The organism is Lysinibacillus sp. DFXJR4 (assembly GCF_057196045.1).
The window spans coordinates 1,435,619-1,449,756 of record NZ_JBXUNW010000001.1; the positions used below are offsets into that span (position 1 = coordinate 1,435,619).

15 protein-coding genes are annotated in these 14,138 nt (G+C 33.8%); 13 read left to right on the plus strand and 2 right to left on the minus strand.

The genetic code is table 11. The features are described from left to right. Positions 1–147 precede the first annotated feature (147 nt). From AC2CGN_RS07295 to AC2CGN_RS07330, 8 genes are all read left to right on the plus strand, one after another. Complete coding sequence (locus tag AC2CGN_RS07295) at positions 148–579, plus strand: BrxA/BrxB family bacilliredoxin (protein ID WP_283872387.1); 432 nt, start codon at positions 148–150, stop codon at positions 577–579. Next, on the plus strand, positions 567–1,361 hold the full coding sequence (locus AC2CGN_RS07300) for a class I SAM-dependent methyltransferase (protein ID WP_484512971.1): 795 nt from the start codon (positions 567–569) through the stop codon (positions 1,359–1,361). The genes AC2CGN_RS07295 and AC2CGN_RS07300 overlap by 13 nt, the downstream gene beginning before the upstream one ends. 141 nt (positions 1,362–1,502) lie before the next feature. Next, positions 1,503–1,715: a DUF6366 family protein gene (locus AC2CGN_RS07305; protein WP_286923055.1), complete on the plus strand. Its 213-nt coding sequence runs from the start codon at positions 1,503–1,505 to the stop codon at positions 1,713–1,715. Positions 1,716–1,847: 132 nt separating this feature from the next. Beyond that, positions 1,848–2,606: an ANT(4')-I family aminoglycoside nucleotidyltransferase gene (locus tag AC2CGN_RS07310; protein ID WP_484512973.1), complete on the plus strand. Its 759-nt coding sequence runs from the start codon at positions 1,848–1,850 to the stop codon at positions 2,604–2,606. 500 nt (positions 2,607–3,106) lie between these two features. Continuing rightward, positions 3,107–3,922, plus strand: coding sequence for a nucleotidyl transferase AbiEii/AbiGii toxin family protein (locus AC2CGN_RS07315; RefSeq protein WP_484512974.1), 816 nt, complete (start codon positions 3,107–3,109; stop codon positions 3,920–3,922). 573 nt (positions 3,923–4,495) lie between these two features. Continuing rightward, positions 4,496–5,188 (plus strand): VanR-ABDEGLN family response regulator transcription factor, encoded by a 693-nt coding sequence (gene vanR / locus AC2CGN_RS07320; RefSeq protein WP_429981587.1) that lies wholly within the window; start codon positions 4,496–4,498, stop codon positions 5,186–5,188. Next, positions 5,181–6,290 (plus strand): sensor histidine kinase, encoded by a 1,110-nt coding sequence (locus tag AC2CGN_RS07325; RefSeq protein ID WP_484512976.1) that lies wholly within the window; start codon positions 5,181–5,183, stop codon positions 6,288–6,290. Before vanR ends, AC2CGN_RS07325 begins: the two co-directional genes overlap by 8 nt. A gap of 126 nt (positions 6,291–6,416) precedes the next feature. Continuing rightward, positions 6,417–7,337 carry a VanZ family protein gene (locus AC2CGN_RS07330; RefSeq protein ID WP_484512978.1) on the plus strand — a complete coding sequence of 307 codons (921 nt, stop codon included), beginning with the start codon at positions 6,417–6,419 and terminating at the stop codon, positions 7,335–7,337. A 445-nt stretch (positions 7,338–7,782) separates the two neighbouring features. Here the strand turns inward: AC2CGN_RS07330 and AC2CGN_RS07335 are convergent, their stop codons facing one another. Beyond that, complete coding sequence (locus AC2CGN_RS07335; RefSeq protein ID WP_429981590.1) at positions 7,783–8,286, minus strand: MarR family transcriptional regulator; 504 nt, start codon at positions 8,284–8,286, stop codon at positions 7,783–7,785. A gap of 708 nt (positions 8,287–8,994) precedes the next feature. Between AC2CGN_RS07335 and AC2CGN_RS07340 the strand changes: the two genes are divergently transcribed. Continuing rightward, positions 8,995–10,020, plus strand: coding sequence for a nitroreductase family protein (locus tag AC2CGN_RS07340; RefSeq protein ID WP_484512980.1), 1,026 nt, complete (start codon positions 8,995–8,997; stop codon positions 10,018–10,020). 81 nt (positions 10,021–10,101) lie between these two features. Next, positions 10,102–10,290: a hypothetical protein gene (locus AC2CGN_RS07345; protein ID WP_429981592.1), complete on the plus strand. Its 189-nt coding sequence runs from the start codon at positions 10,102–10,104 to the stop codon at positions 10,288–10,290. Positions 10,291–10,598: 308 nt separating this feature from the next. On the opposite strand, the gene AC2CGN_RS07350 is transcribed toward AC2CGN_RS07345, so the two are convergent. Continuing rightward, a complete protein-coding gene (locus AC2CGN_RS07350; RefSeq protein WP_484512982.1) occupies positions 10,599–11,684 on the minus strand; it encodes an NAD(P)H-dependent flavin oxidoreductase in 1,086 nt (361 codons plus the stop codon). A 306-nt stretch (positions 11,685–11,990) separates the two neighbouring features. Between AC2CGN_RS07350 and AC2CGN_RS07355 the strand changes: the two genes are divergently transcribed. The 3 genes from AC2CGN_RS07355 (at position 11,991) to AC2CGN_RS07365 (ending at position 14,136) form a co-directional block, all read left to right on the plus strand. After that, positions 11,991–12,809, plus strand: coding sequence for a DUF2087 domain-containing protein (locus AC2CGN_RS07355; protein WP_429981594.1), 819 nt, complete (start codon positions 11,991–11,993; stop codon positions 12,807–12,809). A 175-nt stretch (positions 12,810–12,984) separates the two neighbouring features. Further along, a complete protein-coding gene (locus tag AC2CGN_RS07360; protein WP_484512984.1) occupies positions 12,985–13,758 on the plus strand; it encodes a GNAT family N-acetyltransferase in 774 nt (257 codons plus the stop codon). A 186-nt stretch (positions 13,759–13,944) separates the two neighbouring features. After that, entirely contained in the window at positions 13,945–14,136 is a 192-nt protein-coding gene (locus AC2CGN_RS07365) for a hypothetical protein (protein WP_484512986.1), read from the plus strand. The last annotated feature ends 2 nt before the right edge of the window (positions 14,137–14,138 follow it).

The following is a 14,138-nucleotide window of genomic DNA, read 5'->3' on the forward strand; positions in this document are numbered from 1 at the left end:
TTCGTTACACAAAAAAGTCACCAAAATCACAAAAAAGTCACATTTCCCCCGAAAACCTGCGAAATTAGATAAAAGCATGTTTTTGTACATTCGTGAGAAACCTTGCTATAATAACCTTTGCGAATACATATGAAAGAGGGTAAAAGCATGAACGCGTACGATGAATATATGAAGCAGGTTGTGAAACCGATGCGTGAGGAGCTGGTTGGGGCTGGCTTTACGGAGCTGACGACGGCTGATGCGGTGAATGAATTTATGGCGGAGACGAAGGGGACTTCGTTGGTGGTGATTAACTCGGTTTGTGGTTGTGCGGCTGGGCTGGCACGTCCGGCAGCTCGTGAGGCTGTGGCGGCGGTAAAGCCTGATCATCTGGTAACGGTTTTTGCAGGTCAGGATCCAGAGGCGACTGCAGCGATGCGTAGTTATTTTGAGGATGTCCCACCAAGCTCACCTTCAATGGCGATTTTAAAGGATGGGGAATTAGCATACTTTATTCCACGTGAACAAATTGAAGGGTTTCCAGTGGAACAAATCGTTACTCATTTAACAGGTGTTTTAGAGCAAACATGCGAGAAATAAAGACTATTGTTACGACAGCGGGCAGACCAGACGATGTATCGATGGCGCTCGCTGCTTTTGCCTATAATGAATTAGGGGCTTCCTTTGAGCCACGAAAAAAACGTTCTATTCGTAAAATCTCGGAGGAACAACAGGCACATGTAATAGTTGCTGGAAAAAAACGATTTGAATACTATGCTTTGGGCACAAATGAACCGTTTTTCTTTCATCCCAATTCAGCAGCATTTCGCTTAAAGCGTGTAGCTCGTGGAGAAGAGGAGCCATTTTTAGAAGCGGCACGGCTGGAAATAGGCGATTCATTGCTTGATTGTACACTTGGACTTGCTGCGGATGCAATGCTTGCCGCATATACAGTTGGTGGAAAAGGGCGTGTTGTAGGGCTTGAGGCAAATCCAAATGTGGCGTTTATTGTCAAACAGGGGATGCAAACCTATGATACAACAGAGCTACCATTAACGGCGTGTATGCGTCATATTGAGGTAGTTCAAGATGAAGCCACTCGTTACTTGAAAAAATTGCCGGACAAATCTTTTGATGTTGTCTACATGGACCCAATGTTTGAGGAGATTATTGATGAAGCTACTAATTTTGAGGCGCTCCGAATAGCTGGAGAGCATGCTTCGTTAACAGATGAATGGGTATGTGAAGCAAAACGTGTGGCAAAAAAACGGGTTGTGTTAAAAGCTCATTTTCGTTCAGAATGGTTTGCCAAGTATCAGTTTCAACGATATGAGCGATTGACGGCAAAATTTCATTATGGTGTGATGAATACCTCCAACTAATTAAGAAGGAGCATTTAGTAATATTTTTGCTAAAGCTCCTTCTTTTTATTTTATAATTCAAAATATGGTAATATATAAAGAATAAGAGAATCCCATTCTTTATAAAGAAATTGCTTGAAAATAAATACGGAGGTGATTTCTATAGATTCAAAAGATACACCACAAGAAAAAAGAGAACATTTAAGACAAAAAGAGTTAAAAAATAATCCTTTAGGCTCTTTAAATGAAGGATTAAACCGTGCAGAAAATGGAAATCTAGTGGATGTTTCTGGTGGCATGGGTTGGAAAGGTATGGTTTTTTTAATTGTAGTGCTGTTTATTGGTTATATTATTTATAGTTACTTCTATACGTAAAAAACTTCCTATTATAAAGATGAAAGGAGAAATTAACTATGACACCAGAGAAAATTCCTCGTTAAGCTCGTGGACCACCTTGGGCAATTATCATTGCCATCCTATACTACATTTAAAAGGAGAGACTTGATAATGGGTCCAAGTAAAATGACTAGAGAAGATAAAATGAATATTGTAATGACGATTATTGATCAGCTTTTAATGAAATATGGTGAAAAGGTAAAAGCAATTGGATTGTATGGTTCTTTGGCTAGAAAAACAGATGGGCCATATTCTGATATTGAAATGAAATGTGTACGCCATTCTTTAAAGGAGAGTTTTTCCTATGAGTGGACAGCAGGGGATTGGAAAGCAGAAATAAACTTTGATGATGGGGAATCGATTTTAGCAGAAGCAGCGAGTGTAGATGAAGAATGGCCACTAACACATGGTCAATTTTTCGATATTCTTCCTCTCTATGACCCAGATTCATTTTTCCATAGCCTTAAAGATAACATAACGACCATAGATTCATCTGTTTTTAAAGAAGTGATTTGCCAGACATTAGTGGAAGAAATGTATGAGTACATGGGAAAAATCCGAAATATACAAGTTCAGGGCCCTGACTCATTTTTACCAATTTTAGCGATGAATCTAGCAATGGGTGGTGCCATGATTATTGGCTTACACCATCAACGATGCTATACTACCTCTGCCCAGGTTCTTCCGGAAGCCCTAACATTTACAGATAAGCCAAAAGAATTTGCTAGTTTATGCGAAATGGTGATGACCGGCAATCTTTCGAATCCACAGCATATTATTCTAGTCTGCGAAAGATTTTGGGAGTCACTGGTATCATGGTCTACACAGCACGGATATAAGATGAACGTTTCACAGGGAATACCCTGGTAATTTTAATTCTTTACTCTTTGGAAATAATATGTTATAATTAACACCGTGCTATTTTAGGTGGCATATTTCCGTAATCTGGCATTCTGCTTTTTGTTTTTGAGGATACTTATTCACACTGGCGCATGCTTTGGGGCTGCAAGGACGCAAAAGAAGGTTGGGTTTGCGTTGCTTAAGTTAGAAGGCACACAGTGGAATTTTACCGCGGTGATGAAACAATTGTGTTTCAAGATAATATTCCCCAGATGATTGGGTTGAGACTTTTTACAATTTACGAAAATGTTACCTATTAAATACTAAAGGGGTGGCTTCGCAATCGCGTGGCTACCCCTTGTCCAATTTAGAAGCCTTTCGCTCAGATGAACGAAAGGTTTTTTGGTGTTTGTTGGTATATATTACCGTTTACTCCAATTCTACTTTACGTCATAATGTAGTTAGAATTTTAATAAAATTTTGATATGATAAGGGTGAGGATGACAATGAGAGATGTGAATACAATATCAATGACTATTATTGAGCAATTAACAAAGAAGGCACAGGATTTAGAGGAAAGCATTGACATACTTATAGCACTATATTGTCAAGAAAGGATGATTTATCGAATATCGATTTCTTCCTATCAAGATCAGTTTTGGCTTGCAGGAGATTCTTTATTGTTCGCTGTAACAGAAGGTTTTATAAAACCACCAAAAAATACTAAATTTGCAGCTAAACCAGTTGCTTATCAAATAGATATTATAAAGCAAGTATTCAAGGAGATTTGTTCAATGGAGGGGCAAGAAGATGGAATTGAATTTTTATGGGATGAAGTGATGATCTCTTCAGAAAATGAAGGTCTGTTTATTAAAATACCAGCGATCCTGGCTCATCTGAAAACATACATAACATTACAGATTAACTCTAGGGAAAATACTCCTGTGGCATTAAAAACAATGGCTTATCCAACATTGCTCCAAATGGCTTCCCCTGTACTGATAATAGAAGCTCCTGAGCATGTGATTGCATCTAAATTTATAGAAATATATAAAACCCCTACTTTAGATACGACAATTAATGCCATTCAGACAATTTTTGCATTGATTAATACACAGACAATAGAGGGGCGTGTCCTACAGGAATGTATTGATACTTTATTTGATCAACAGCGACTCACTATAGAAAAGGACCATGCATTTTTTATGAGACAATTCCTGCAACAAGCCACATCTGAAATAGTTACAAGGCAAGTACAGAAATTCCTAAGTCCCGTCTATGATGTGATTTTACAGGAAGAAGAATTTTTCAAGCATTGGGATTGTAAACAACTAAAATGGCATTAAAAAAGGAAAAGTCCGTGATTTTGCGGACTTTTTTGTATAAGAGATAATGAATTATTTTGTGTAACGTTAAATAAAACATAAAAGTTTAATAGCCCCACCTTTAACCGTTTCCAATATCTATGATGCTACCAAAAGCCCCAGTACTTATAACCAAGCAATATGAGCAACGAAATTTTTTATTGGAATAATGAAGAAGTCCGATTTCTTGATTTTAATGTTGAGAAATTGGGCTTTTTTATTTAAAAAGTAAATCCTAAAGTGACAACATTAATGCGAGCATTAAGAAAATGTTCATCTTCAGAGTTTTTGCTACTATGTTTTGATAGAATAGATTTACCAAACTTTTGAATTTTTGGAGCGAATACAATTGAAAATTAACAAAGGAAATGTCTACAAGTTTTTAGATTGGACATATGAAAAGCTCTTAATAGAAATATAAGGTGAGATGCTACTATAGACAAAGCAACAACTGATGGTTTATGTCGTTATTTTTTCGATTTGCTCGTCCAAAACTATATGAATCTGACGTCAGAAGAGCCCGCATATTAAAGAAAAAAATAAGGAGCCTATATAATGAATGAGAAAATACTAATTATTGAAGATGAAAAAGAAATTACTGATTTAATAGAAATGTTCTTACAAAATGAAAATTTTCAAGTATTTAAGTGCTATTCTTCACGGGACGCTCTTATGCTTATTAAAAACGAAAGCTTTGATTTGGCAATTTTAGATGTGATGTTACCAGATGGAAATGGATTTGAATTGTGTAAATTAATTCGTGAAAAACATACTTATCCTATCATTATGCTTACTTCTAAAACAGAGGGAATAGATCGTGTTACAGGATTATCATTGGGAGCAGATGATTACGTTACAAAACCTTTCTTGCCACTTGAATTAGTAGCAAGGGTAAAGGCTCAATTAAGGAGAGTGCATCATTATGACGGGAAAGAAAACAATACATCGGAAACCATTATGGTAATGGGCCTTTTTCTAAATAAAACTTCCCATGTATGTAATTTAAACGACAAAACAATTAAGTTGACACCGACAGAGTTTTCTATATTATGGCTTTTGTGCAAGAACAGAGGAAAAGTTTTTAGCGCAGACGAAATTTTTCGCCAGGTATGGGGTGAGAAATATTTTAAAAACAGTAGAAATACAGTAATGGTTCAAATTAGGCATATAAGAGAGAAGCTAGATGATACTGGAAATAAGCCGAAATTTATAAAAACTATATGGGGAGTAGGATATATCATTGAATAAGAAGTTTTCAAAAAAATATAAACAAACATTATTGCTTCGGCATTTAATATGGGCAATTACTGTATTAGTTATTTTTGCAATTGGCTATTTTATCATAATGATTGCATGTTCAGACAATTTCTATATTCTTCTTGAAAAAATGATAGGCTACAATTTAGCGTATTTAATTCATCGCTATGAACCGGCAGTTATTCTCTTTATTATTGTAACATCACAATTATTAGTATGGATTGGTGTTGAATGGAATTCCTCACGCAAAATTATGAAAATCATGGACAGTCTGGACTCTATATTAGATAATTCTGCAGACGATATTGTATTGCCTGCTGAATTTTCGGATTTGCAAAATTGGCTCAATCTTTTAAAAACTCGAAATAGAGAACAACAGCATTTAATGGAAATTGAGGTGCAGAAAAAATCTGATACTCTTACCTATCTTGCTCATGATATAAGAACCCCGCTTGCTTCTGTTGTCGGATATTTAAGCCTTTTATGTGAAGCACCAGATATGCCACCGGAAAACCGGAAAAAGTTCATAAGAACAGCTTTTGAAAAAGCATTGAAATTTGAAAATTTGATAGATGAATTTTTTGATATCACACGTTACAGCCTATCAGACAAAGCATTAGTAAAAAAAGAGACTGATTTGTGCTTTTTAATTGAACAAATAGCTGATGAGTTCTATCCGTTTCTACAACAAAAAGGACTATGCTTAAATTTAGATCTTGCTACCGATTTATTTATTGCTGTTGAGGCGGAAAAAATTGCAAGAGTCTTTAACAATGTGATAAAAAATGCAATCGCATATAGTTACCCGCAAACTGTTATCGAAGTAACGGCAAAGAAATCAAGCGAATGTATAATCGCGAAAATTAAAAATCATGGTGAAACTATTCCGAATGATAAATTAGAACGTATATTTGATAAATTTTATCGTACAGACGAATTCGAGCAATCTGATATAGGCGGTGCAGGACTTGGATTAGCAATTGCAAAGGAGATTATGAGAATACATAATGGAACAATCACCGCAGAAAGCTTTGAAGAAAATACTGTTTTTACGATTACTTTGCCTATCAATAATAATAGGCCAGAAAGATAAGAAAAAAATAAGATTTTCAAAAGAAATATAAAATCAACGGTTTATTTTTATGGAGTATGATTGTACCAAATAAAAGTAAACCGTTTCTTAATGGTACTTTCATGTGGAGGAATTATGGGTCATAAGATGAGTAAAAAAGAAAGAATATTGAGGTATTGTATTTTTGCGCTTTTTATACTTTATATCATTATTTTGCTTCGCATTACGCTTTTTAAACAAGCAAGCATGTATAACTTATTCGCCGCCATTGGTGCAAGTGAGCGGACAATAAGTATCATTCCTTTCAAGTCAATTTTTGATATGATTAGTACTGACATTTCATTAATACGAATTTTGGAAAATGTCCTTGGAAATATTATTATTTTCATTCCTTTTGGCTTACTACTACCAATTATTTTGAAAAAGGAATATAAGATTATTGTTTTGTGCGGTGTTATTTTTAGTGCCTTTATCGAAATAATACAGTTTATTTTTGGATTAGGAAGCACAGATATCGATGATTTACTATTAAACACAATAGGAGTCATCATCGGATATCAGTTGTTTATAACGATAAAGAACAAAGCAAAATCAAATTTATCATTTCTAGTTTCCGTAACAGTGTTTATATTTATATCAGGAAGTATTACCTTGGGCATTTTGTTTGTAAACAATACGGATTTATTTTTAATATCTCCAAAGGAAACTACTGTTGAAAACAGAGAACTCGTTCAAGATTTTATCGATACTCCAAATTATCTTAGCGGAAAGTTTGTTGAAGTAAAGGATACTGTGCTTACGGTTGAAAAAAGCATTCAAAATGCTACCGAACAGAGGGAATTCTTGGACATTGAAATAACGTCCGAAAGTCGGATATATGTTTGCTATGATAAAATAGATTACTTCTTCAATACAATTTCTGGAGAACATCAACGTTATGAGCAAATATCGTATTCTGATTTTCTTTCAAATGAAAGCGAAGCATTTAGCAAAGACAACAATGTTGTTATTTGGAGCTTAGATGGAAAAAAAGTTGACAGCTTAATTGTGATTGAATGGGTTGAATAACCAAAAGGTTGACAAATGTTGTGAAATTCCAGGATAGTTTATTGGCAAAAAGGATGCTTGGTGCTCAACTAAGATTAAGCCATCAGTAAATAGTTTAGAAATTCTATTTAGGTATTGCTCTGACAAAGGAGCAAGGTATGGACAAATTTAATAAGATATACTGTTGATTTTAAAAGAGTTAGATAATGGTAACAAATTTGTATGATAAATTTATCATTCTGAGATTAAGTGCTGTTCAAAAATTGGTGAAAAGCTATATTGTTGATTTAAAAAAACGGATTTGGACCATATATAGTTTCCAATTCCGTTTCTTTTTTTGATAAAAGGTCCTTGTGATATCGATTCCGATTAAAGATAACAACAGATTTAACACCTGACAATGAATATGATTATTGCGTAACTTTTCTCACAGGATATGCCCGTACCTCCTAGAGATGTACATCCATCATACTTTTTCGTTACCTTTCAGAATGTTGTCTCTTTGATCAATCACTGTTTGAAAAAATTTAAGCGATGCCTGTAACTCAGAATCCGAAAATGAGTCAAATACACTAATAAATCTACGCTCTATCATTTCATGCATAATGGCGTGCACTTCAAAGATCTGTTTGCCCTTAGACGAAAGGTAGAAATATACTTCCTTCTTGTTATCGTTCATTTGGCTTCGTTTAATATAGCCTTCCTTAATCAGGTGGGTGCTGATTTTCGAAATACTAGCCTTGGACAAATTCATTTTCTCCGCAATGGATGTATTGTTTATAGGTTCGTTTTTGCCTATACAATCAATGACGTGAATACTTGTCATATTGTTTGGACATGAGGTAATTCCCTCTAGCTGGGCGAGATAAACTAACTCTTCAATCTCGTCCCTTAAATTGTTTTCCATTAAATGCGCAAAGTGGAGAAAGCGTTCGTATAGCAATCGCTTAAGTCCTTCAGATGGATTCATTATGTCTTGCATCTCCTTTATTAATCTATACTTTCTTCTTCTGTAACCAACTTAAAATCAAAATAGAGTGCAATTTCGTGGAGATCGTTGAGAGATCTATTCTGATTATAATATAGAGAGTTCCGAAGATTCATCTTCATTCAAGCATCCCCATCATCAACCATTGTTCTAGTATTCTTTACTATGAAGTACTTCCGAAACCCGATCTTTGTTTACTTGTAAACTAACATATCACATTCATCATTGACATTCAATTTCTGAATATTACTTTTGAATTCATGATTGAAGATCGGCATTATCCTAGGTTTGTCAGTTATATTATCAACCTTTTTCGTATTTCAATATGATATCGAAATATTTGACAATCCTTACTTATATGCAATATTATTTACTAGTTAACAAAAATAAGATAATGAAAGGAAAAACTTTATGATTTACAGTGAAATATTTAATTTACAGGTTAATGAAATTGTATGGAAGGTGTAACTAAGTCTCTACGCTTTAATTTGGCGTAGGAAAAAGAGTTTTTAACAATTTAGAAAGTCGATTGTACAAATAAGCTAACCTTTTGTTGCGTTAATAACATTGAGATTCAAAATAATCTTAGGGGAGACAAGACATGTCAGTATATTGATATCTTATTTGTTAGCTTAGTGTGTATTTAATTCCCCGCATTTTTTAAAAGTAAGATTTATTGGAGGGATTTTATTGAATATTTCTAAGACGATAAGAGAACGCAGATCTATACGGAAATTCAAAGAAGCTCCGGTAGATAAAGAACTAATCATTTCTTTGCTACATAAAGCTGCTAGCTTGTACATAACCGAGGAAATGCCACAGTGGCGTTGCATTTACTACAGTACGTATGAGTCACGTCAAAGACTAGCCAAGAGCATGACAGTTAAATTGAAGGAAAGTAAACTTGGAAAACTCGTTCTCAACAACAAAATGATTGATTTTTTAATGAAAAAAGTAGCAGATACTCCGGCCCATTTGATTTTTATTGCAGAATCTGCCGAAAATCAGCAGCAGAGCGATGAGAACTACGCTGCGGTCTGTAGCATAATGCAGAATTTTCAATTACTAGGTTGGGAACACGGTTTAGGGATGTTGTGGTACACAGATCCAATGATTTTAAGCAAGTCCTTTTTTAAGGAAATTGGTTTGCAGGAAGGGGAAAGATTTGCTGGTATTTTAAATATAGGATACTTTGAAAAAACACCGAGAACTCGAAAAAGCAGAACACCTGCGGAACATAAATGGACTGCAATTGGTAGGGGAGATAGGCTACATTCAGATAATCTTCAGGTTACTTCACAAAGCATTCTGGAAATTCTGAATGAGGCCATCTGGGCACCGAACGATGGACTACGAGAACCATGGCGCTTTATCTATGTAAAAGGTAGTGAGGAAACAGATATACTTCAAATTTCATATAAAGATACTTCGTTGGTGTTCCTATTAGTTGTGGCAACAGAAGAAACCGATCTTCACAAGCAAGAAGAGGATTACGCAGCTATATGCTGTTTAATACAGAACTTTCAATTACTGGCTAAATCCAAAGCGTGGCACGTGCGCCGCAAGATTCCAGAATGGATTTATGATCAAGAACAGTGTAAGCAATTTGGGATTCAGCCGCAGGAACGTATTGTCTCGGTGCTTGAGTTCTGGGGAGACGCTCCTTACTTGAATCCCATACCAGCTCCATCAACACTAAACATCGCACTTCTTTAATTAAATTGGAATGTTTGCATTTCGGTAAAACTTGCAATTACGACATTATTGATATATTAAGTGTTAAGGAGGAGTTATTACATGCTACCAGAAGACTTAAGTAAACTATCAGAAGATCAATTGAGACATCTCCTTACTTTCCTTAAAGGAGAGCGATACGATTTATCGTACTCTACACCTGGAGGGATTAAAAATCAACTACTATCAATTTCCTACAAGTTGAATAAAGTTCGGGATGAAATTAGAAAAAGAAAAAACTCCGAAATTTAAAAAAGTCTTTAAGAAAAGATGTTTAAGTATGGCGGAGTTCAAGACATTTTGGAGAATAAGGAGAAAAAATACACAATTTCTTCTAAGAAACTCCATTTTGATCAATCTTTCTCAAAATGGAGTTTTTAATAAGATGCCTAAAACACATTAATCAAGCTTTATTTCAAAATACATTGATAAATACGAATAAGGATTGATAACTACTTTAACATCTGATTTCAAATCAAGCCTTTTTGGTTATAGAATAATACTAGAATTAACAATGATACTTCATCATTCATTTCTGCTAAAGAAAAAGAAGGTAGTTTTCATCCCTTTCCTTCCCATACTATTTTTTTAGATTCAGCAATAATATCTTTTATTAATAATTCAACGGTTTGACACTTGGCTAATCGTGGACTTTGACCAGACCAAAGTGACATGTAATCTTGATTGTTTTCTACACTAGAAATCTTTCTAATTTCCTGTGTTAAAGTATTTTGAATAGGGAAGTCTGGTAAAAATTGTTCGTGTTTTTGCATTTCTAAAATAAATTTATTTTCTAATCCTCTTGCCCATTTTCCTGAAAATGAACGAGTTAAAACGGTTTGATCTTCAGAAGCATTTAAGATGGCTTCTTTATGAACCTTATGTGCGCCACTTTCAAAGCAAGTCAAGAAAGCTGTACCCATCTGCACGCCCTGTGCTCCTAAGCAAAGAGAAGCATTTAACCCTCTTCCGTCCATAATTCCTCCAGCAGCAATAACAGGAATGCTTACATTATCAACTACCTGAGGAATCAATGACATTAAACCGATCAAACTTTCTGTAGGTTTATTGATAAAGTTTCCACGATGCCCACCAGCTTCACTACCTTGAACAACAACAATATCCATTCCTGCTTTTTCATTTTCAATTGCTTCTCTAACAGTTGTAGCGGTTCCCATTAGAATAATGTTAGATTGTTTTAATTCAACAATCACTTCTTTAGAAGGAATACCAAAAGTAAATGAGCAAATAGGAATCTTTTCTTCGATTATAACTTTAATTTGTTCAATAAATGTTTCAAAAATATCATTAAAACTAGGAATTTCAAAACTATCTTTTGGTTGTAGATTCAATTGCTGACGGAGAGGGTTTAAGCTACGGTTAGCGGTTTTAACTTCATTCTCTGTCACATTAAATTCATTAGGAACAAATAGATTAATCCCAAAAGGATTTGACGTTAACTCCTTTAATTCCTTTATTTGTGCTCCCATTTGAATTGGTGTCATATAACCAGCACCAACCATTCCTAGACACCCAGCATTTGAAACCTCAGCAACTAAGTTTGAAGTGGTTACTCCGCCAGCCATTGGAGCTTGTATAATCGGATGCTCAACTTTCAAAAGTTCTGTTAAGTTATTATTTAACATGATTTCACACCTCGTTGTTATTTTCATTTAGTATTCCTTTAGATTTCTAAATTTCCTTTCAAATTGAATTCAATTTTGCTTTAAGTCTTTGTTAAAAATATTAACCTTCACAAAAGGGTAGGATATTTAAATCATATTACTTTTTTGTCAGAGGGTATAATCCTTAATAATGATATTTGATATCACAATTATTGATGGCTAAAGTTTCAAGGGATTTTTTCAACTACGATTCAGTAGCGTAGATGTAAATAATAGGTAAGCCCAGGTGCTCATGAACTGTGGGTACCTGTTTTATTGTTGGTATGAATGAACGAAAATTATTTTTGTTTACAAATTAATAAACATATTATATATTGTTTATTAAATAATGTTTATGAAGGGATTTTGCTTGTGAATATAAATGATTTAACAATAGAGGAAATATCTAATGGATTTGTAAACAGAGGGGAAGCATATGAATGTTTATTTTGTAAAAAAACATTTGATGCTGAAGAAGTATTCAAAATAAATGATCGTTTTTTTACAGCTAAAAAAGCTTTACAGCTCCATATTGAGAAAGAACATGGCTCTGTGTTTGAAGCTTTAATTCAATTGGATAAGAAATACACGGGGTTATCAGATATTCAAACGGAATTACTTAAGCTATTTGCAACAGGGGCACCAGATAAAGAAATTATAAAAAACACTTCTGCAAATAGTATTTCAACGATTCGGCAACATCGATTTAAATTAAAAGAAAAAGAAAGGCAAGCAAAAGTTTTTCTAGCGATTATACAGGCTCTAGAAACAACAAAGGTATACGAACCTATTCATAAGGGGGCCACTCAGGTTGATGAGCGTTATGCAATTACAGTAGAAGAGACAGAAAAAGTATTAGCAACGTATTTTAAAAATGGTTTAGATGGTCCTATTGAAAGCTTTCCAAGTAAGGAAAAAAGGAAAATAATTTTACTGAAACATATTGTAATGAAGTTTGAGGTAGGTCATAAATATAGCGAACAAGAAGTAAATGCAATTTTAAAGCCTATTTATAGTGATTATGTTTCCATTAGAAGATATTTAATCGAATATGGTTTTTTAGAGCGAAGCGATGATTGTACAATGTATTGGGTGAAAGAAGGTTAAAGGGTTTCTGAGGCAAGGTTGATAGATCTTGGGGTTTTGTGTGTTCTTTACTATAATAATTTTTTTCAAATAACCATATAGGATGAAAGTAGAGTGATTATAGGCCAGGTTAGTTAGTGAAACAAATAGGTGTTTGAAAATATTCTGATTAATAGGATGATGGAGGTATAACCAAATGATTACAGTACCAAAAGAACATTTTAATATTATAAAGAAGAAAATGAAAGAAGCACCAACATTTGTATTTAGTGTATTAGATTCTACTATTAAAGGTACTGTACATGCAGATTCCACTAATTATAACTCTTTTTTTATTCAAACGGATTCAGGATTGTCTTATGTTGCAGGGCAATTAACTGATGAGCTATTTCTTAAGAATTTAGTTAGAGTTTTTGAGGCATCAGTAAATCAAGGGAAAAGATTTACATTATTTTCTACTACTCCGGCTTGGAGTTGTGCAATTGAAAATCTCCTCGACATGAAAGTAAGAAAAATACAACGTTATGCTTTTTCTTTTGATTTAATGACCTATAAAAATAGAAAAAGAAATGACATTAGCGAGTATGATATAACAATAATTAATCAAAATCTGATTGAACATTGTTTAGAATTTGATAAAAAATACTATGACGAATATTGGGATTCTATCGATAACTTCCTTGAAAATGGAATTGGTTTTTGCGTGAAGGATAAAGAGAGGGTTATTAGCGAAGGCGTTTCAATTTTTAAATCTAAAAATTATGCCGAAATAGATATAATAACCGACTCGAATTATAGAGGGAAAGGGTTAGCAAGTATTGTTGCTGAGCAATTTATAGATTATTGCCTTTCTGAAAATATTCAACCATGCTGGGATTGTGATGTTGATAATCATGCTTCAATTAATTTAGCTAGTAAATTAGGTTTTATAAATCCCGAAAAATATGATGTCTATACTATTAAAATATAGTTCATTTTAGTGGATATTTAATAAATAAGTAACTGAAATCCTTCTTCAACTTCCAAAAGAACTTAATCAACTTTCATTTTCTGTAGTGAAGTGCCGATTTTTAATGTATAAATGGTGCAGAGAAAGTAATGGGCAGGAATGGTGAATAGGTGATTTAATTATACTAATAACATAGGAGAGATAAGTATGTTTACCTTGATTAAAAACGATATAAGATTTATGGATGTAGAAAAGGAAATTATGAACTCGAATATCGAATATAATTTAATTGCATATGATAAACAGGTTTTTGAGAATGAGGATATTTTAGAGACATTTAAAGAAGCTGATAAATTACAGATTAAGAGATACTTAGTAAAAAAAGATAAGAATATATAGCC